Origin of the sequence: Variovorax sp. 160MFSha2.1 (assembly GCF_048305075.1) — a bacterium.
Taxonomy (GTDB): Bacteria; Pseudomonadota; Gammaproteobacteria; order Burkholderiales; family Burkholderiaceae_C; genus Variovorax; species Variovorax guangxiensis.
Genome location: NZ_CP157624.1, coordinates 6663137 through 6680392, shown reverse-complemented (window position 1 = coordinate 6680392; position 17256 = coordinate 6663137). Strand labels below are relative to the sequence as shown.

18 protein-coding genes are annotated in these 17256 nt (G+C 70.3%); 6 read left to right on the top strand and 12 right to left on the bottom strand.

The features are described from left to right. Positions 1–23 precede the first annotated feature (23 nt). From ABL838_RS30935 to ABL838_RS30925, 3 genes are all read right to left on the bottom strand, one after another. Positions 24–1040, bottom strand: a complete 1017-nt coding sequence (locus tag ABL838_RS30935; RefSeq protein ID WP_369660327.1) for a MerR family transcriptional regulator — start codon at positions 1038–1040, stop codon at positions 24–26. 19 nt (positions 1041–1059) lie between these two features. Further along, the gene (locus ABL838_RS30930) at positions 1060–1389 is read right to left on the bottom strand and encodes a hypothetical protein (RefSeq protein WP_418123419.1); all 330 of its coding nucleotides are present in this window, start codon (positions 1387–1389) and stop codon (positions 1060–1062) included. Positions 1390–1495: 106 nt separating this feature from the next. Further along, positions 1496–1666, bottom strand: a complete 171-nt coding sequence (locus ABL838_RS30925) for a hypothetical protein (RefSeq protein ID WP_164546861.1) — start codon at positions 1664–1666, stop codon at positions 1496–1498. A gap of 60 nt (positions 1667–1726) precedes the next feature. On the opposite strand from ABL838_RS30925, the gene ABL838_RS30920 reads away from it, so the two are divergent. Further along, positions 1727–3163 carry an MATE family efflux transporter gene (locus tag ABL838_RS30920; protein WP_418123417.1) on the top strand — a complete coding sequence of 479 codons (1437 nt, stop codon included), beginning with the start codon at positions 1727–1729 and terminating at the stop codon, positions 3161–3163. Here the strand turns inward: ABL838_RS30920 and dbpA are convergent. The 3 genes from dbpA to ABL838_RS30905 form a co-directional block, all read right to left on the bottom strand. Next, positions 3138–4568 (bottom strand): ATP-dependent RNA helicase DbpA, encoded by a 1431-nt coding sequence (gene dbpA / locus ABL838_RS30915; protein WP_418123416.1) that lies wholly within the window; start codon positions 4566–4568, stop codon positions 3138–3140. The genes ABL838_RS30920 and dbpA overlap by 26 nt on opposite strands. Before the next feature lie 85 nt (positions 4569–4653). Further along, complete coding sequence (gene infA / locus ABL838_RS30910; RefSeq protein WP_093195906.1) at positions 4654–4941, bottom strand: translation initiation factor IF-1; 288 nt, start codon at positions 4939–4941, stop codon at positions 4654–4656. A gap of 350 nt (positions 4942–5291) precedes the next feature. Then, on the bottom strand, positions 5292–6548 hold the full coding sequence (locus tag ABL838_RS30905; protein ID WP_418123414.1) for an MFS transporter: 1257 nt from the start codon (positions 6546–6548) through the stop codon (positions 5292–5294). 86 nt (positions 6549–6634) lie between these two features. Between ABL838_RS30905 and ABL838_RS30900 the strand changes: the two genes are divergently transcribed. Next, a complete protein-coding gene (locus ABL838_RS30900; RefSeq protein WP_418123413.1) occupies positions 6635–8095 on the top strand; it encodes a PLP-dependent aminotransferase family protein in 1461 nt (486 codons plus the stop codon). Here ABL838_RS30900 and ABL838_RS30895 read toward each other — a convergent pair whose 3' ends face one another. After that, complete coding sequence (locus ABL838_RS30895; RefSeq protein ID WP_418118502.1) at positions 8096–8578, bottom strand: Lrp/AsnC family transcriptional regulator; 483 nt, start codon at positions 8576–8578, stop codon at positions 8096–8098. A 119-nt stretch (positions 8579–8697) separates the two neighbouring features. Between ABL838_RS30895 and ABL838_RS30890 the strand changes: the two genes are divergently transcribed. Continuing rightward, entirely contained in the window at positions 8698–9996 is a 1299-nt protein-coding gene (locus ABL838_RS30890; RefSeq protein ID WP_418123411.1) for an aspartate aminotransferase family protein, read from the top strand. 142 nt (positions 9997–10138) lie between these two features. Continuing rightward, entirely contained in the window at positions 10139–10567 is a 429-nt protein-coding gene (locus ABL838_RS30885) for a hypothetical protein (RefSeq protein ID WP_418118500.1), read from the top strand. Positions 10568–10630: 63 nt separating this feature from the next. Here the strand turns inward: ABL838_RS30885 and ABL838_RS30880 are convergent, their stop codons facing one another. Further along, positions 10631–11686 carry a sugar phosphate isomerase/epimerase family protein gene (locus tag ABL838_RS30880; RefSeq protein WP_369660335.1) on the bottom strand — a complete coding sequence of 352 codons (1056 nt, stop codon included), beginning with the start codon at positions 11684–11686 and terminating at the stop codon, positions 10631–10633. Between the two features lie 140 nt (positions 11687–11826). Here ABL838_RS30880 and ABL838_RS30875 point away from each other — a divergent pair, with 140 nt between their 5' ends. Beyond that, a complete protein-coding gene (locus ABL838_RS30875; protein WP_369660336.1) occupies positions 11827–12720 on the top strand; it encodes a gamma-glutamyl-gamma-aminobutyrate hydrolase family protein in 894 nt (297 codons plus the stop codon). A 19-nt stretch (positions 12721–12739) separates the two neighbouring features. On the opposite strand, the gene ABL838_RS30870 is transcribed toward ABL838_RS30875, so the two are convergent. Together ABL838_RS30870 and ABL838_RS30865 are read right to left on the bottom strand one after the other, a co-directional pair. Then, the gene (locus tag ABL838_RS30870; protein ID WP_418123410.1) at positions 12740–14380 is read right to left on the bottom strand and encodes an acyl-CoA dehydrogenase family protein; all 1641 of its coding nucleotides are present in this window, start codon (positions 14378–14380) and stop codon (positions 12740–12742) included. A 35-nt stretch (positions 14381–14415) separates the two neighbouring features. After that, positions 14416–15252, bottom strand: coding sequence for a thioesterase family protein (locus tag ABL838_RS30865; protein WP_418123408.1), 837 nt, complete (start codon positions 15250–15252; stop codon positions 14416–14418). A gap of 75 nt (positions 15253–15327) precedes the next feature. Between ABL838_RS30865 and ABL838_RS30860 the strand changes: the two genes are divergently transcribed. Continuing rightward, on the top strand, positions 15328–15957 hold the full coding sequence (locus tag ABL838_RS30860) for a TetR/AcrR family transcriptional regulator (protein WP_418123407.1): 630 nt from the start codon (positions 15328–15330) through the stop codon (positions 15955–15957). 9 nt (positions 15958–15966) lie between these two features. Here ABL838_RS30860 and ABL838_RS30855 read toward each other — a convergent pair whose 3' ends face one another. Next, positions 15967–16158, bottom strand: coding sequence for a hypothetical protein (locus tag ABL838_RS30855; RefSeq protein ID WP_418123406.1), 192 nt, complete (start codon positions 16156–16158; stop codon positions 15967–15969). A gap of 114 nt (positions 16159–16272) precedes the next feature. Beyond that, a complete protein-coding gene (locus tag ABL838_RS30850; protein WP_418123404.1) occupies positions 16273–17256 on the bottom strand; it encodes a tripartite tricarboxylate transporter substrate binding protein in 984 nt (327 codons plus the stop codon).

The following is a 17256-nucleotide window of genomic DNA, read 5'->3' as shown; positions in this document are numbered from 1 at the left end:
TCGGGCCTCACGCAACGTCAGGGTCAAGCGCTGCGCGGGGCCGTCGCGGGATTCATCGCGCGCAGCAGGTAGTCGCGCACCGCAGGCGTGGTGACGGCGGTGGCCTGCAGCACCGGTTCGGCCGCCATCGCCTGCATCAGCCGGGCACCGATGCCGGGGTCGTGGTCGGTGAAAGCGTCGAACAGGCGCGCCCATTCGCGCGCGATGGCCTGCACGGCTTCGTCTTCGGGCGGAACGCCGCGCGCCTGCAGGGCCGCGAGTTCGGCTGCGAGCCGCCGCCATTCGTCCTCGGGCGGCGGGCCCAGCCGCGCGAAGTCGTCTGTGCGCATGTGGCGCAGCAGTGCGGCCATGCGGATGCCGATGGCCTCGCCGATGTAGTCGACCAGCTCCGTGGAAGGCCCGTCTTCGCGGCGCGCCACGGGTTCGCGGCGGTACATCTCGCCCCAGCGCGTGACGAGGTCGTAGTTGCCGTCCATCCACTGGCCCATCAGCGTCATCCACCGCGCGGCCAGCGGCTGCACTTCCAGCGAGTCGGCAGGCACGCCCCGCGCCATCAGCGCCGCCACCTCGGCCACCAGCGGCGGCCAGCGCTCGGCCACGAGCTTCCAGTTGGCCATGAGCGACCGGATCTCGGCAGGACTGAAGTAGCGGCCGTAGGTGGTCATCTGCTCCAGCGTGGCGAGCCAATCCTTCATGTCGGGCTGGGCGCCTTCGGCCAGGCGCTGCTCGAGCAGGCCGAGCCGTTCGCGCAGGGCGGTGGCTTGCGCGATCTGCTGGTCGAGCGAAGCCATCTGGCGCCGGAGGATGGATGGCAGCGCATCGCTTTCCGTGCCGAGCACCGCGCCGATTTCCGCCAGCGGCAGGCCCAGCAGCCGCAGCGCCTGGATGGCATGCAGGCGGGCGATGTCGGCCGCGTTGTAGAGCCGGTAGCCGGCCTCGGAGCGCGCGGAGGGCGCCAGCAGGCCGATGGCGTCGTAGTGGTGCAGCGTGCGCACCGTGAGGCCGGTGTGCCGGGCGAGTTCTCCGACCTTCAGCAGCACGGTGGTCGCTCCTGCGGTTTCAGCTGGCGTCGGATTTCGGCTCGGGCAGCTCGGGGTCTTCCCAGCCCAGCAACTCCGCCAGCCGCCGCACGACCCAGGTGGCCTCGGCCGCCGACACGCCCGATTCGGGCGCCAATAGGCCGGCGTGGATGCGCCGCAGGATCTCGCTTTCGACCGGCACCTCGGTGTGGTGCTGGATCTGCGCATGGCCCACGAGGTGGCTGGCGAGGTCCTCGCAGATCTCGTAGCGCTCGCGCACCACGCCGATGGGCTCGCTCAGGCGCTGGCGCGCATCGGTGTAGACCGCGAAGAACGAGGGCGGGATGAGGATCTGGTTGTCGTCGGACATCGCGGGTCTCGGGGGAAGGCTCGGGGCGGCGCGCCCCAATGACAAAACGCGCCCTGGGGCGCGTTCGTCGTGGCTCCTTCAGGGAGCCGGCTGGCCGAAGGCCGGATCAGCCGCCCTTCTTGGCGCGCTTGCCGGGGTTCTTCTTGCTGCGCGTGGCGGTGCCGCGTTCGAGGCTGACCTTCTGGCCGCCACCGGAGCGCGGCACGGTGTAGCCGGGCAGCGGCGTCGGCTTCGGGGTGGCAACGCGTTCGGCTTCGGTACGGAATGTCTTGGGCATGAAAAGCTCGGGTAAAAGTGAATGTTCGAACCTGCAATTAGGCCACATCGGGAATTTCACATGCCAATAACCGCAACGGCGGGTGGTGTCGGGCGCGCGCGCTTCGTTTCTGGCTCGCTGATGCGCCATGTCTGCGTGATGGCCGGCACGGGCGCCATCGGGCTGATCGCGGTGTTCGCGGTCGACCTCATCAACCTGTTCTACATCTCGCTTTTGGGCGAGAAGGAGATCGCCGCCGCGATCGGCTTCGCGGGCGTGGTGGGCTTCTTCCATGCGTCGCTGTGCATCGGGCTGACCATCGGCATCGCGGCGGTGGTGTCGCGCACCGTGGGTGCCGGCCGAGGCGAGGACGCGCGCCGCATCGCCACATCGAGCCTGGTGCTGATGACGGCGGTGTCGGTTGTGGCGGGCACGGGCACCGCGTTCTTCCTGCAGCCGGCGCTGCACGCGCTCGGCGCCCAGGGCGAGACGGCGCGGCTCGCGCATCGGTATCTCTCGGTGACGGTGCACACGCTGCCGCTGCTGGGCATCGGCATGGCGACTTCGGCGCTGCTGCGCTCCATCGGCGATGCGCGCCGCTCGATGACGGTGACGCTCGGCGGCGCCTTCGTGACGGCGGTGCTCGATCCGATCCTGATCTTCGGCTTCGGCATGGGGCTCGACGGCGCGGCCGTCAGCGCGGTGGTCTCGCGCATCGTGCTCGCGGCCATCGGCCTGCATGGCGTGATCGTGCGGCACCGCATGCTCGGGCGCTTCGAGCCGTCGCGGCTGGGTAGCGATGCGCGCGCGCTCGGCACGGTGGCCGCGCCGGCGGTGCTGACCAACCTCGCCACGCCGGTGGGCGCGGCCTTCGTCACGCATTCGGTCGCGCAGTTCGGACCCTCGGCGGTGGCGGGCGCGGCCACCATCGACCGGCTGACGCCGGTGGCCTTCGGGCTGGTCTATGCGCTCAGCGGCGCGGTCGGGCCGATCCTCGCGCAGAACCTGGGCGCTGGGCAGTTCCGCCGCGTGCAGGAGGGGCTGCGCGACAGCCTGCTCTTCATGGTGGTGTCGGTGGCCGTGGCGTGGCTGGTGCTGGCGCTCGGGCAGGGCGTGCTGATCCGCGCGTTCTCGGCCGACGGGCAGGCTGCGCAGCTGATCTCGCTCTTCTGCAGCTGGCTGGCCGCGAGCTTCTTCTTCGCGGGCGGGCTGTTCGTGGCGAACGCCTCGTTCAACAACCTCGGGCATCCGCTGCTGTCGACCGCGTTCAACTGGGGGCGCGCCACGCTGGGCACCATTCCGTTCGCGTGGTGGGGCTCGCACTACGGCGCGGCCGGCGTGCTGATCGGTCAGGCCGTGGGCTCGTCGATCTTCGGGCTGCTGGCGGTGATCGTCGCGTTCCGGCTGGCCGCGAAGCTGGCGCGGCAGGAGGTGCCGGCAGGTACGGCCCCGGCGCTCGACGCGCCGGTGGCGCCGACCTCGCCGCAGGCGGCTACTGCTCCAGCAGCCGCACCTTGACCGACTTGCCCTTCACGCGGCCGGCCGACAGCTTGCGCACCGCTTCCGCCGCGATGGCGCGGTCCACCGCCACGTAGGTCGAGAACTCGTTGACGTTGATCTTGCCGACCTGCTCCTTGGCATAGCCGCAGTCGCCGGTCAGCGCGCCCAGCACGTCGCCGGCGCGGATCTTCTCCTTGCGACCGCCCACGATCTGCAGCGTGGCCATCGGCGGCTGCAGCGGCGCGCCCTTGCCCGGCGTGAGCTCGGCCAGCGGGTGCCATTCGGATTCGCGGCCCTGCAGCTGCTCGATCTTTCCGACGCTGCCCATCTCGTCCATGCTTGCGAGGTTCAGCGCCAGGCCTTCCGAGGCGCCCTGCTGCCCCACGCGGCCGGTGCGGCCGACGCGGTGGATGTGCACTTCGGCATCGGGCGTCACGTCGACGTTGATCACCGCTTCGAGCTGTGCGATGTCGAGCCCGCGCGCCGCCACGTCGGTGGCCACCAGCACCGAGCAGCTGCGGTTGGCGAACTGCACCAGCACCTGGTCGCGCTCGCGCTGCTCCAGCTCGCCGAAGAGGGCCAGCGCGCTGAAGCCCTGGGCGCGCAGCACCTCGACGAGGTCGCGGCACTGCTGCTTGGTGTTGCAGAAAGCCAGCGTGCTCACGGGGCGGAAGTGGTCGAGCAGCAGGCTCACGGCGTGCAGGCGCTCGTGGTCTGCCACCTCGTACCAGCGCTGGCGGATCTTGCTGCCCTCGTGCTGCGACTGCACCGCGATCTGCTCGGGGCTCTTCATGAACTGCTGCGCGAGCTTCGCGATGCCTTCGGGGTACGTGGCCGAGAACAACAGCGTCTGGCGCGCCGATGGGCACTGGCGCGCCACCTTCACGATGTCGTCGAAGAAGCCCATGTCGAGCATGCGGTCGGCCTCGTCGAGCACCAGGGTGTTGAGCGCTTCCAGGTTCAGGTTCTCGCGCTCCAGGTGGTCCATGATGCGCCCCGGCGTGCCCACCACGATGTGCGCGCCGTGCTCCAGGCTGGCCACCTGCCCGCGCAGCGCGACGCCGCCGCAGAGCGTGACCACCTTGATGTTCTCCTCGGCGCGCGCGAGGCGGCGGATCTCGGTCGTGACCTGGTCTGCCAGTTCGCGCGTCGGGCACAGCACCAGCGCCTGCACCGCGAAGCGGCGCGGGTTCAGGTTGGAAAGCAGTGCGAGGGCGAAGGCGGCGGTCTTGCCGCTGCCGGTCTTGGCCTGCGCGATCAGGTCCTTGCCGAGCAGCGCCGGCGGCAGCGCGGCCGCCTGGATCGGCGTCATCTGCGTGTAGCCGAGCTGCGTGAGGTTGGCCAGCATCTGCGGCGAGAGCGCCAGCGCGGAGAAGCCGTTGTTCTTGTCGCCGTTGCCGGCCGTGGAATCGGGGGTGGTCATGGTTCGATGGCCGGCGGGACGCACGAATGACAAAGGCCTTGCGGCACCCATGGCGGGCGTCGCAAGGCCTTCGGTCGGTGGCGTATCAGCGGCGGGGTGCGTTGTTGTTGCCGGAGCCGCCGGAGCCGGAGTTCGTCGGCGGCGGGCCGCGGCGCTCCAGGTGGCGGAAGGTGATGCGGCCCTTGGTCAGGTCGTAGGGCGAGAGCTCGAGCGACACCTTGTCGCCGGCCAGGATGCGGATGTGGTGCTTGCGCATCTTGCCGCCGCTGTAGGCGATCAGCTGATGGCCGTTGTCCAGCGTGACGCGGTAGCGCGAGTCCGGCAGGACTTCGGTCACCGCGCCGTTCATTTCGATCAGTTCTTCCTTTGGCATCTGTGCTTACCTCTGAATCGTTCGTTCGATGTGTGTTGGAGATTGAATTGGTGTGATTGTTTCAGCCCGCGCACGGGAGCGCGAGACGGACGCGCGATTCGCTTCAACAGGAACGACGGCAGTGGTGGCCATCATGGGCGCCGGTCTGGCGCTCCAACACACTGTGAATGCCGGCTTGCCGAGCGGGAGGCCGGAGAGTCCGGGAGCAGCGCAGCTTGCAGGCGGGATTGACGAAATTCTTCGTCGTGGTATCGAAACGAACCCGACATTATAGCTTGCAGGGCATGACAGTTGCTTGTCTTAAAACAACGCCCAAAAGAAAAAGGCCCCGAAGGGCCGTTGTGCAAGCGCTATTTGCTATCGAAAGCATAGCTTAGCAGGAGTGGCGCCGGCCGCGCGCGCCCGGCGTGCAGCAGCAGCAGCATCAGGCCGGCGAACTGGCAGGCCGCCCCCACCCAGCCCACCGTGCCGACGCCGAACAGCTCGATCGCCACCCCGCCCAGCCCCGAGCCCGCGGCGATGCCCAGGTAGATCGCCGAGGCGTTGAGCGACAGCGTCATCGGCGCGCGCTCCGGCGCCAGCCGGATCAGCCGCACCGCCTGCGCCGGCCCGAAACCCCAGCCCGCGAAGCCCCAGAGCGCCGACAGGCCCACGATCGCCGGCAGCGCCAGCCCGTGCGGCAGCATCTGCGCCGCGAACGACAGCCCGCCCAGGATCAGCACCAGCATCAGCGCGAAACCCTGCGCCATGCGGTCGGCGCCGAAGTGGTCGGTGGCCCAGCCGCCGGCCGCGGTGCCGATGGCCGCCGCGACGCCGATGGCGAAGAACACCGCGCCCGTGCCTTCAGCGCCGAAACCCAGCGTGTGCGAGAGGAAAAGCGCGATGTAGGTGTAGAAGCTGAACCCGCCCGTGGCCCACAGCAGGCTGACCAGCAAACCCGGCAGCACGCCCGGTTCGCGGGCGATGGCGAAGGCCGGTGCCCGCTTTTCGGCGACCGGTGCCTGCGCCAGTTCGCGCGGCAGCCCCAGCGCGAGGCCCCAGGTGGCGAGCGCCGCCACCGCCGCGATCAGCAGGTAGGCCGTGCGCCAGCCGCCCCAGCCCGCGATCCACGCGCCCAGCGGCACGCCGAGCGCCACCGCCACCGTGCCGCCGCCGGTCACGATCGCCAGCGCCCGGCCGCGCAGCGCGGGCGACACCATCACCGCCGCCACCGCGCTCGCCGTCGGCAGGAACACGCCGGCCACCAGCCCCAGCGCGACGCGCGCCAGCGCCAGCTGTACGAAGCCGTGCGCCATCGAGGCCGCCAGCGTCATCCCAGAGAAGGCCGCGAGGCTGACAACCAGCAGCCGGCGGCGTCCGAAGCGCGCCAGCAGCGCGGCCATCAGCGGCGAGCCGATCGCATAGCTCAGCGCGAACAGCAGCACCAGCTGCCCGGCGCGCGCGGCGCTGATCTGCAGGTCGGCTGCCAGCACCGGCAGCAGCCCCGCGACCATGAAGCTCTCGGTGCCGATGGCGAAGGCGCCCAGCGCGAGCCAGCCCAGGCTCAGCGGCAGGCGCTCGGCCGGTTGCGGCGCGGAGGAGGAAGAGGAAAGAGCCGTGTTGTTCATGACGATGACTCCGTGGAAAGTGTGTTCAGTGCCTCCAGAATAGGTTTGCAAGTGGCTCTTCAAAAGAACCACAATCGGCGAAGTTCATGGAGCCACTTTTCGAACTCGCCATCCGCCTGCCGCCCGCCGGCTCGCGCGACCTGCTGCGCGAACTGCACCGCCAGTTGCGCGCAGCCATCCTCGACGGCCGCCTGCAGCCCGGCGCGCGCCTGCCCGCCACGCGGGCGCTGGCGCAGCGGCTGGGCGTGTCGCGCAACACCATGCTGGCGGCCTACGACCTGCTGCTGGGCGAGGGCTACCTGCTCGCGCGGCCCGGCGCCGGCACCTACGTGGCCGACACGCTGCCGGCGTCCCGACAGCGCCCTTCCCCCAGGAGAGCCTTGGCCGCCGGCCGCGACCCTCGCCTCGTGCCCGCGAGCGTCCCCGGCGCCGACCTCGCTCCCACCCTGCAGCCGCCGCCCGCGCGCGACGACTTCCGCGTCGGCCTGCCCGACGTGAGCCTCTTCCCCTTCGACATCTGGCGCCGCCTGAGCGACCGCGCCCTGCGCCGCGTCGCGCGCCAGACGGCCGACTACGCCGACCCGCAAGGCCAGCCCGCGCTGCGCGAAGCCATCGCCGGGCATGTGTCGTTCACCCGCGCGGTCGGCTGCACCGCCGACGACATCGTGGTCACGGCCGGCGCCCAGCAGGCCTTCGGGCTGCTCGCGCGCATCCTGGTCGTGCCGGGGCGCACCGTGGTCGCGGTGGAGCAGCTTTTCTATCCCTCGCTGCGCGAAGCGATGCTGGCGGCGGGCGCGCGGGTGGTGACGGTGCCCACCGACGCCGAGGGCCTGTGCGTGGAGCGCATTCCGCCCGAGGCGCGCGTGGTCTGCGTGACGCCCTCGCACCAGTTCCCCACCGGTGTCGCGATGTCGCCGCCGCGCCGCGCCGCGCTGCTGGCTTTCGCACGCGAGCGCAACGCGGTGATCGTCGAGGACGACTACGACAGCGAGTTCCGCTTCGCCGGCCGCCCGCTCGACGCGCTGCAGACGCTGGACCGCGCCGAGTCGGTCTTCTACGTCGGCACCTTTTCCAAGAGCCTGTTCCCCGCACTGCGGCTGGGCTTCGTGGTCGCGCCGCCCTGGGCCCGCGCGGCGCTGGTGCGATCGCGCGAACTGGCCGACTGGCACGGCCCCGTGCTCGGGCAGGAGGCGCTCGCGGCCTTCATCGCCGAGGGGCACCTCGCGCGCCACATCCGCAAGATGCGCAAGCTCTACGGCGCGCGGCGCACCGCCCTGCTGGAGGCGCTGTCGCGCCACGGCGCGGGCCGGCTGGCGACGATTCCGTCGAGCGCCGGCCTGCATCTGTCTGCACGGCTGCATGGCGACACGCGCGACTTCACCGTGGTCGAGCGCGCCGCAGCGGCCGGCATCACGCTGCCGCCGCTGTCGCGCTTCGCGCTCGATCCGCTGGCGCCCGGCACGCCCAACGGGCTGGCCTTCGGCTACGGGCTGATCGGCGAGGCGCAGATCGACGGGGCGATCCGGCGGCTTGCGGGGCTGCTGTAGCTAGGCCCGGTCCAGCGGCAGTTGCGTGGTGAACTTGGTGGTCGACAGCACCACGTCGCTCGAATAGTTCTCCAGCTCCAGCGCGTCGCCCAGCTGCTCCTGCGCGAAGGCCTGGTACTCGGGCAGCGAGCGCGCGCAGATCACAAGCACGAAGTCGGTGTCGCCCGCCACGCAGTGGCACTGCAGCACCTGCGGCAGCGCGTGCACCTTGCGTTCGAAGGCCTGTATCGCCTCGCGCGTGGTGCTGCGCAGCGACACGCGCGAGATCACCAGCACCGGAAAGCCCACGCGCGCGGCGTCGAGGATCGCCACCTCCTCGCGGATCACGCCCGAGCGCCGCAGCCGCTGCACGCGCTTGAGGCAGGCCGAGGGCGAGAGGTTCACGCGCTCGGCCAGCGCCTGGTTCTGCAGGCCCGCGTCGGCCTGCAGCTCGGCGAGGATGCTCTGGTCGATGCGATCGAGATCGAGGGTGCCGGTCTTCATGGTGCCGCCAGTGTGGCGCAACGCCCGTGCAATCGGATGCGCTTTGGGGCCTGCACAACGACACCGGATTCTCCGGCCGCTGGATACGCTGCCCGCATCCCCACGAAAAGGAGCATCCGATGGCAGAAGGCGCAACCTACGACCCGGCGGCCGCCAGGCACCTCGTGCGCTACGGCATGGGCCTGAGCCCGCACGTGATCGTCAAGGCGCGCGGCGCCACGCTGTGGGACCAGCACGGCCGCGAGATCCTCGACTTCACCTCCGGCCAGATGTGCGCCACCATCGGCCACAACCATCCGCGCATCGTCGCGGCCATCCAGAAGGCCTGCGAGGGTGCGCTGCACCTCTACAGCGGCTTCATCGGGCCGGCGGTGCCCGCGCTGGCCGGGCGGCTGGCGTCGATGCTGCCGCCGTCGTTGTCGAAGTCGCTTTTTCTTTCCACCGGCGGCGAGGCCAACGAGGCGGCGGTGCGCATGGCGCGGCTGGCCACCGGCCGCTACGAGATCGTGGGCCTCAACGGCGGCTGGCACGGCGTGACCGGCGGCATCGCCTCGCTCACCTTCGCCGGCAGGCATCACGTGGACTACGGGCCGCGCAAGCCCGGCACCATGTCCATTCCGGCGCCCAACTGCTACCGCTGTCCGGTGCGCCACTGCCGCGATGCCTGCGACACCACCTGCCTCGACGTCGGCTTCGACATGGTCGACGCGCAATCCAGCGGCTCGCTCGCCGCCTTCATCGCCGAGCCGGTGCTCAGCTCGGGCGGCGTGATCGTGCCGCCCGGGGGCTACTTTCCCAAGCTCAAGGAGAAGTGCCGCGAGCGCGGCATGCTGCTGATCCTCGACGAGGCGCAGACCGCCTTCGGCCGCATGGGCGCCAACTTCGCCTTCGAGCAGGCCGATGTGGTGCCCGACATCCTCACCGTGTCGAAGACGCTGGGCGGCGGTGTCGCCATCGGCGCGGCCATCACGAGCGAGGCCATCGAGCAGGACTGCCACGACAAGGGCTTCGTGCATGTCACCTCGCACGTGTCCGACCCGCTGCCGGCCGAAGTCGCGCTGGCCGTGCTCGATGTGCTGGAGGAGGAAGACCTCGCCCGCCGCGCGGCCGAAATGGGCCGGCGCCTGCGCCAGGGCCTGGAGACGCTGAAGGCCCGCCACGAGGTGATCGGCGACGTGCGCGGCCACGGCTTGCTGCAGGGCGTCGAACTCGTGAAGGACCGCGAGACCCGCGAGCCCGACGCCGAGCGCGGCCGGGCCATCACCGACGCCTGCATGGAGCGCGGCCTGAGCATGAACATCGTGTCCGTCGGCGGCATGGCGGCCGTGTGGCGCATCGCGCCGCCGCTGAACGTGAGCGAGGCCGAGCTCGACCGCGGCCTCGAAATACTCGACGACGCGATCCGGTCGGTGGGCTAAGGGCCGGCTTGCGCCGCTTCTGGAGACGGAAAGGGCTGATGCACTCGGCATCTCTGCATACTTGGCACAGTGATCGGGGCCTGATTAGACTGGGCTCTGGATTTTTTGCGCCCGAAGAGGCGCGCAAGCAAGAGGAGAAGAGATGCAGAAGCTGCGGGCCCGGAAGGCCGAAATTGCAGTCGTGTTGTGCTTGGCCGCGGCCCTGTCAGGCTGTACGGCGGTAGCCACCGGCGAGTTTCAGAAGAGCACGAACACTGTCTGGGCGCCCGAGAAATTTCAACCGGTCCTGCAGGGAAGTTTTCGCAAGGACGCCCACGCGCAGATGGTGGATTGCGTCAATGATGCATTTACGAGCCCGATGGAAGACGTGCTGCTTGGACATGTTCGGCAGACCCGACGCGCGGATAACACCCGCATCGATATTGCGTTTGCCAACTCCCAGTTTCTGGTGGGCTACGTCTTCGATAACGGTGACTTCCGTGTCGATAAATCGGACTACTCAGGCGTCTTGAAGTTCGACCGCCAGATCGCCGCATCTCGCGCGTGCATCGAGCGATTCAAGGCGGCCTGAGAGTTTCCTGAAGGGGCGAAGACCAACCCCTCGGAACAACTGTTCGGCCCGGTTCGGGCGGGCCTAGCCGACCCCCAGCATCCGCTTGTTCGCCGCCACGTCCACTCCACCAGCGGCGAAGTCGTCGAAGGCGCGGTCGGCCACGCGGATGATGTGGTCGGCGATGAACTTCGCGCCCTCGCGCGCGCCGTCCTCGGGGTGCTTGATGCAGCACTCCCACTCCAGCACCGCCCAGCCCGGGAAGTCGTACTGCGCCATCTTCGAGAAGATGGCCTTGAAGTCCACTTGCCCGTCGCCCAGCGAGCGGAAGCGTCCTGCCCGGTTGATCCAGCTCTGGAAGCCGCCGTACACGCCCTGCTTGCCGGTCGGGTTGAACTCGGCGTCCTTCACGTGGAAGATCTTGATGCGCTCGTGGTAGTGGTCGATGTAGGCCAGGTAGTCGAGCTGCTGCAGCATGAAGTGGCTCGGGTCGTACAGCAGGCAGGCGCGCGGGTGGTTGTTCACGCGCTCCAGGAACATCTCGTAGCTCACGCCGTCGTGCAGGTCTTCGCCGGGGTGGATCTCGTAGCCCACGTCCACGCCCACGGCGTCGAAGGCGTCGAGGATGGGGCGCCAGCGGCGCGCGAGCTCGTCGAAGGCTTCCTCGATCAGTCCCGGCGGGCGCGGCGGCCACGAATAGAGGTAGGGCCAGGCCAGCGCGCCCGAGAAGGTCGCGTGCGCCGTGAGCCCGAGGTTGGCCGAGGCCTTCGCCGCGAAGTGCAGCTGCTCGACGGCCCACTGCTGGCGCCGCACCGGGTCGCCGCGCACCTCGGGCGCCGCGAAGCCGTCGAAGCCCGCGTCGTAGGCCGGGTGCACCGCCACCAGCTGGCCCTGCAGGTGGGTCGAGAGCTCGGTGATCTGCAGGCCGTGGCCCGCCAGCGTGCCCTTCACCTCGTCGCAGTAGGTCTTGCTTTCGGCCGCCTTCTTGAGGTCGAACAGGCGGGCGTCCCAGCTCGGGATCTGCACGCCCTTGTAGCCCAGGCCGGCGGCCCAGCCGGCAATGCCGTCGAGGGTGTTGAAGGGGGCGGCGTCTCCCGCGAACTGGGCCAGGAATATGGCTGGGCCCTTGATGGTTTTCATCGGCTTGTCTTCCTTGTACGTTGGGGCAGCGTTGAAAGCATACTTGGCGTGTCGTCCGACCCCGCGCGAGAGGCCAACGAGCCAAAATGGACTTTCCTTTCCGCATCACCCGTCCGGTTGCCACCGACGACAGTCCAGCGATGACACAACCTGTTTCCGCCAGGCTCAAGATCGGCCTGTCCGCCTGCTTCTCGCATGCCGACCCGGCCCGCTCGCTCTTCACCAACAAGACGCTGCAGTACGTCGAGCAGTCGATCGCGCACTGGCTCATGTCCGCTGGCGCCATGGTCGTGATGGTGCCCTGCCCCACTGGCGAGACCGCGCGCGGCGACACCAAGCTGTCGCACTACGCCGAGTGGCTCGACGGCGTGGTGATGCACGGCGGCGCCGACGTCTGGCCCGGCAGCTACGGCGAGGTGCCACTGAAGGACGCCTGGATCGGCGACCGCATCCGCGACCTCTACGACCTCGCGCTGGTCGAAGCCTTCGAGCAGGCCGGCAAGCCCATCTTCGGCGTGTGCCGGGGGCTGCAGCTCATCAACGTGGCCTTCGGCGGCACGCTCTACCAGGACATCGAGGAGCAGCACGGCCACCCCCAGACGCTGAAGCATCGCGACCCCGTGACCTACGACCAGAACTTCCACGACATCGAGATCGTCGAGGGCACGCGGCTTTCCAAGCTTTATCCGCACGTACGCACGGCGCGCGTCAACAGCATCCATCACCAGGGCATCAAGGGGCTCGCGCCGGGCTTCGAGATCGAGGCCTGGAGCCTGCCCGACCGCGTGCCCGAGGCCATCCGCCGCCGCCCCGAGAAGGGCCGCAGCTACATCTCGGCCACCCAGTGGCACCCCGAGTTCCACAAGTACGGCAGCACCGAGACGGTGGACGACACGCCGATCCTGCACGACTTCCTCTGGGCCTGCGCCACCGCCAAGGTCGCGCCCAAGACCACGCCGCGCTCCGGCCCCGGCAAGATCCGCGACCGCGCCGCGCGGGTGCTGCGGCAGGCGCTGCTGAGAAGGCGGGGCTAGGCGGCGCGCCCCCGGGCGTTCAGCGCCACGCGGCGCGCAGCAGCGCTGCCGGATCGGAAGTGCCGGCACTGATGCCCGTCACCGGCCCCCAGTCGGGGTCGAAACGGCTCGACAGGAACGCGGCCGACTCCTGCGCGCTCGCGTGCTCCAGCATCAGGCAGGCCTGCGCGGCCAGCACCAGGCGCTGCGTGAAGCGGCGGGCCTGCTGCTCCAGCTCCTGCGGCGGCAGCTGCGTCATCTTGCGCACGGCCTGCAGCGCGTCCTGCACGCGGGGCTCGCCGGTGGCGACTTCGTGCAGCTGGTCGAGCACGAGGTGCACGTCGTCGGGGTTGCGCGAGACGGCGCGCAGCACGTCCAGGCACATCACGTTGCCCGAGCCTTCCCAGATCGAGTTGACCGGCGCCTCGCGGAAGAGCCGGCCCATCGGGCTCTCTTCCACGTAGCCGTTGCCGCCGAACACCTCCATCGCCTCGCCGGTGAAGGCCACCGCGCGCTTGCAGTTCCAGAACTTGGCCGCCGGCGTGAGCAGCCGGCGCCAGGCCGTGTCCAGCGGCTCTGCGGAGCCGAAGCGCGAGGCCAGCCCCATCGCCAGCAGCGTGGCGGCCTGCGATTCGAGCGCCATGTCGGCCAGCAGCGCGGTCATCACCGGCTGGTCGGCCAGGGCCTTGCCGAAGGCATGGCGGTTGCGCGCGTAGTGCAGCGCCTGCGCGAAGCCCTGGCGCATGAAGCCGGCGCTGGCCAGCGCGCAATCGAGCCGGGTCACGGTCGCCATCTCGATGATGGTCGGGATGCCCCGGCCCTCGTCGCCCACGAGCACGCCCCAGGCATCCTTGAACTCGACTTCGCTGCTCGAATTGGAGCGGTTGCCGACCTTGTCCTTCAGCCGCTGGATGTGCACCGCGTTCTTGCCGCCGTCGGGCCGCCACCGCGGCACGAAGAAGCACGAGGAGCCGTGCTCGTCGGTCTTCGCCAGCACCAGGTGGCCGTCGCACATCGGCGCGGAGAAGAACCACTTGTGGCCGGTGATGAGGAACTCCTCGCCCCACGGTCCGGCGCCGGCCGGCACGGCGCGCGTGGTGTTCGTGCGCACGTCGCTGCCGCCCTGCTTTTCGGTCATGCCCATGCCGACGGTGATCGAGGTCTTGCCTACGAGCGGAATGTCGCGCGCGTCGTGCTCGTTCGACGCCAGCTTGTCGCGCAGCGCGGCATACAGCGCCGCGTTGCGCCGCACCACCGGGATGCAGGCCTTGGTCATGGTGGTCGGGCAGGTCGAGCCCGACTCGATCTGGCTGTGCATGTACAGCGACGCGCCGTAGCCCACCCAGGCCGAGGGCCGCTCGTCGAAGAACGGCAGGTTGGCGATGCCGTTGCGCCGGGCGATGCCCATCATCGTGTGCCAGGCGGGGTGGAAGCTCACCTGGTCGATGCGCTCGCCGGTGCGCGAGTGGGTGTGCAGCTCGGGCTCGTGGCGGTTGGCGTCTTCCGCGGCGCGCAGCGCGGCCTCGGCGCCGTACTCCGCGCCCTGGCGCGCCAGTTCCTCGTCGCGCCATGCGGCACCGCCGCGCGCCACCGAGGCGCGCAGCGTGGGGTCGCTGGTGTAGACGTTGTAGTCCTTGAGTTCGGGGACCTGGTTGTCGGGGTGGATGCCGGTGGTGGTCATGCTTGTCTCTCTCCGGTTGATCGTTGCGGGGCGGGTCAGGCGGCGGGGCTCCGTTCGCGCAGCACCAGCGTCTGGGTGGCGAGGCCGATGGGGCCCTGCTCGTCGTAGAGGCAGGACGCGACCAGGCCCGCGCCCCCGCCGTGCACCTCGGTGGCCGAGCGCAGGCCGATCCACTCGCCCTGCGGCACGCGGAACAGGTTCAGGCTCAGGTCGGCGTTGGTGAACAGGTAGCGCTCGGCCGGCAGCACCCAGCTCAGGCCGTTGCCGAAGTCGGCCGCCGCCGCGGCGCGCATGGCGGGCGAGGTGGCTGTGCCGTGCAGCAGCGGCACCGCGAGGCGGAACCACGCGGAGCACGGGCCCGGCCGGGTCGAGTCACCCTCGGCGACGCGCGTTTCCACGGCCGTGCCGTAGAACGACGTGCCTTCGGGCAGGCCCGGAATGCGCACGCGCTCCGTGCAGTCGCGCGGCAATGGCCGCAGCGGCTCCTGCGGCCAGCCCGGCAGGCCGGGCGGCAGCGCCAGCGACTGGCCCGCCAGCAGCAGCGCATGCGCCCGCGCCACCAGCACATCGCCCGCCAGCAGGTCGATGCCCACGCGCACCGTGGAGCGCGAGGACTGCACCTGCGTGCGCGTGACGAGCGGCGCCACCGGCACCGGCTTCACCAGTTCGAGCGTGAGCCGCGCCAGCTGCCAGCCCGGCCCGGGCGCGGCGCGCTCGGCCACGTGCACCAGCAGCGCGGCGGGCGCGCCGCCGTGCTGCGCGCGCGGGTCCCAGGGGCCGCGCGAGTGTTCGCTGGGAAGCCATGCGTCCTCGCCTTGCGCGGTGTAGACGGCGGGTCGGGAGTCGTCGGAGTCGTCGGGGGCGTGGGCCATTGCAGAATGCCGTTCGATGGGTCAAAAAATTCTAGGAACAACCCGCCCGCGAGGTGTTCGGGTTCCGCCGCGCTGATGGCAACCGCCCGCGCCCCGGCCGCCGCCCCGAGGCGAAAGCCGCGCCAGTCCCGCGCGCGCCACACCTCGCAGGCGCTGCAGGAAGCCTTTGTTCGGCTTTTGGTCGAGAAGGGATACGCCGCCATCACCATCCGCGAGATCGTGTCGGTGGCCGGCACGGGGCTCGGCAGCTTCTACGAATACTTCGCGAGCAAGGACGACCTGGCGCGTGTGTGCCTGCACCTGCGCTCCAAGGCGCTGCTGCTGGACATGCGCGCGGCCGTCGCCGCGCACGCAGGCCGGCCGCTGGCGCAGATCGTCGACGCGGTGATCGACGCGCAGCTGGAGGCGCATCGCACGCAGCCGCTGGCCTGGGGCGCGCACTACCTGCTGGAGCGGCACCTCTCGGGGCCCGAGGCCTATCGCAAGATGTACGACCGTTTCGTGGCCGAGTGGGTGGGCGTGCTCGACGCGGCCGAAGACCTGTCGCCGGATTGCCAGAAGAAGGAAGTCGCCCGCGTGTGCCAGACCATCATCTACGGCCTGTTCGCGCACCTGCACATCGGCACGGGCGGGCGGCCCGACCTGCAGGCGCTGTCACGGCAGCTGCGTGCCGCTTTGCACGGCTACCTGGCTGTCGCGGCCTGAGGCCGGCGATCAGCGTGCGCCGCTGCTGTTCTTGTAGCCGCTGACGCTGGCGTCGATGGTGCCGAACACCGTGACGCCGCTGCCGCTGGTTGGCGTCGCGGCCGAGGAGCCGGGGTTGCCGGCGGAACCCGTGCCGGCGCAGCCCGTGGCCAGCACGCCCATTGCGATCGCGAATGCGGCGGCGATGAAAGACGACTTCAACGGAATCTCCTGGATGGTGAGGTCCGGGCCACTATAGGCCCGGCGGCCGGGACGGCCTGTAACAAACAGACCCGGCGCCGACAGGGTTGTTGCCGGCGCCCCCTGCCCTGCGTCCTATTCGGGCTTGGCGCCCGAGGCCTTCACCGCCGCGCCCCACACGCCGATCTCGCTCGCCACGAAGCGGTCGAACTCGGCCGGCGTCGTCGGCGCGGGCTCGGAGCCGCGCTCGCGGATGAAGCGCGCCATCTGCTCGCTCTTGAGGATGTCGGTCACCTCGCGGTTGAGGCGCTCGACGATTTCGCCCGGCGTGCCGCGCGGCGCCATCAGGCCGAGCCAGCCGACGGCCTCGAAGTTCCTGGTGCCCGCCACGCCGCTCTCGCGCACCGTGGGCACGTCGGGCAGCTGCGAGGAGCGCGTGGCCGAGGTCACGGCCAGCGGCACCGCCCGGCCCGACTTGATGTGCGGCAGCGCGGCCGTCACCGAATCGATCATCAGCGGCACCTGGTTGCCCAGGAAGTCCGACTGCGCCGGGCCGCTGCCCCGGTACGGAATGTGCGTGATGAACACATGCGCCGCCGCCTTGTACATCTCGCCCGACAGATGCTGCGTGCCGCCGATGCCGGCGCTCGCGTAGCTCAGCCGGCCGGGCTCGGCCTTGGCGCGCGCGGTGAGCTCGGCCAGCGTGCGGATGCCGCTCTCGGGCGTGGCCAGGAACACCAGTGGCACCTTGGCGACGAGCGAGATGCCGACCAGGTCCTTGCGCGGGTCGAAGCCCGGCTTGGCGTAGAGCGTCTGGTTCACCGCCATCGCGCTGCCAGCCACCACCAGCGTGTAGCCGTCGGGCTGCGAGCGCACCACGAACTCGGTGCCGATGTTGCTGCCGGCGCCGGCCTTGTTGTCGACGATCACCGGCTGGCCCAGCCGCTTGCCGAGCTGCTCGGCCAGGGCGCGGGCGAAGATGTCGGTGGCCTGTCCGGGCGGGAACGGCACCACCAGCTTGACGGGCTTGTCGGGCCATGCGGCGGCATGCGCCAGTCCCGCGCCGCCCAGCACCGCAATGGCCAGGGCCAGGCTCGCACCGAAGTGTCTGCGCCGCAT

What these genes read in the sequence shown, in the direction of transcription:
- ABL838_RS30895 (WP_418118502.1), bottom strand. Translation starts at nt 8,578, where the DNA reads ATGAAGACCGGCACCCTCGATCTCGATCGCATCGACCAGAGCATCCTC.
- infA (WP_093195906.1), bottom strand. Translation starts at nt 4,941, where the DNA reads ATGCCAAAGGAAGAACTGATCGAAATGAACGGCGCGGTGACCGAAGTC.
- ABL838_RS30890 (WP_418123411.1), top strand. Translation starts at nt 8,698, where the DNA reads ATGGCAGAAGGCGCAACCTACGACCCGGCGGCCGCCAGGCACCTCGTG.
- dbpA (WP_418123416.1), bottom strand. Translation starts at nt 4,568, where the DNA reads ATGACCACCCCCGATTCCACGGCCGGCAACGGCGACAAGAACAACGGC.
- ABL838_RS30905 (WP_418123414.1), bottom strand. Translation starts at nt 6,548, where the DNA reads ATGAACAACACGGCTCTTTCCTCTTCCTCCTCCGCGCCGCAACCGGCC.
- ABL838_RS30880 (WP_369660335.1), bottom strand. Translation starts at nt 11,686, where the DNA reads ATGAAAACCATCAAGGGCCCAGCCATATTCCTGGCCCAGTTCGCGGGA.
- ABL838_RS30860 (WP_418123407.1), top strand. Translation starts at nt 15,328, where the DNA reads ATGGCAACCGCCCGCGCCCCGGCCGCCGCCCCGAGGCGAAAGCCGCGC.
- ABL838_RS30850 (WP_418123404.1), bottom strand. Translation starts at nt 17,256, where the DNA reads ATGCGGCGCAGACACTTCGGTGCGAGCCTGGCCCTGGCCATTGCGGTG.
- ABL838_RS30920 (WP_418123417.1), top strand. Translation starts at nt 1,727, where the DNA reads ATGCCAATAACCGCAACGGCGGGTGGTGTCGGGCGCGCGCGCTTCGTT.
- ABL838_RS30925 (WP_164546861.1), bottom strand. Translation starts at nt 1,666, where the DNA reads ATGCCCAAGACATTCCGTACCGAAGCCGAACGCGTTGCCACCCCGAAG.
- ABL838_RS30865 (WP_418123408.1), bottom strand. Translation starts at nt 15,252, where the DNA reads ATGGCCCACGCCCCCGACGACTCCGACGACTCCCGACCCGCCGTCTAC.
- ABL838_RS30870 (WP_418123410.1), bottom strand. Translation starts at nt 14,380, where the DNA reads ATGACCACCACCGGCATCCACCCCGACAACCAGGTCCCCGAACTCAAG.
- ABL838_RS30875 (WP_369660336.1), top strand. Translation starts at nt 11,827, where the DNA reads ATGACACAACCTGTTTCCGCCAGGCTCAAGATCGGCCTGTCCGCCTGC.
- ABL838_RS30930 (WP_418123419.1), bottom strand. Translation starts at nt 1,389, where the DNA reads ATGTCCGACGACAACCAGATCCTCATCCCGCCCTCGTTCTTCGCGGTC.
- ABL838_RS30885 (WP_418118500.1), top strand. Translation starts at nt 10,139, where the DNA reads ATGCAGAAGCTGCGGGCCCGGAAGGCCGAAATTGCAGTCGTGTTGTGC.
- ABL838_RS30900 (WP_418123413.1), top strand. Translation starts at nt 6,635, where the DNA reads ATGGAGCCACTTTTCGAACTCGCCATCCGCCTGCCGCCCGCCGGCTCG.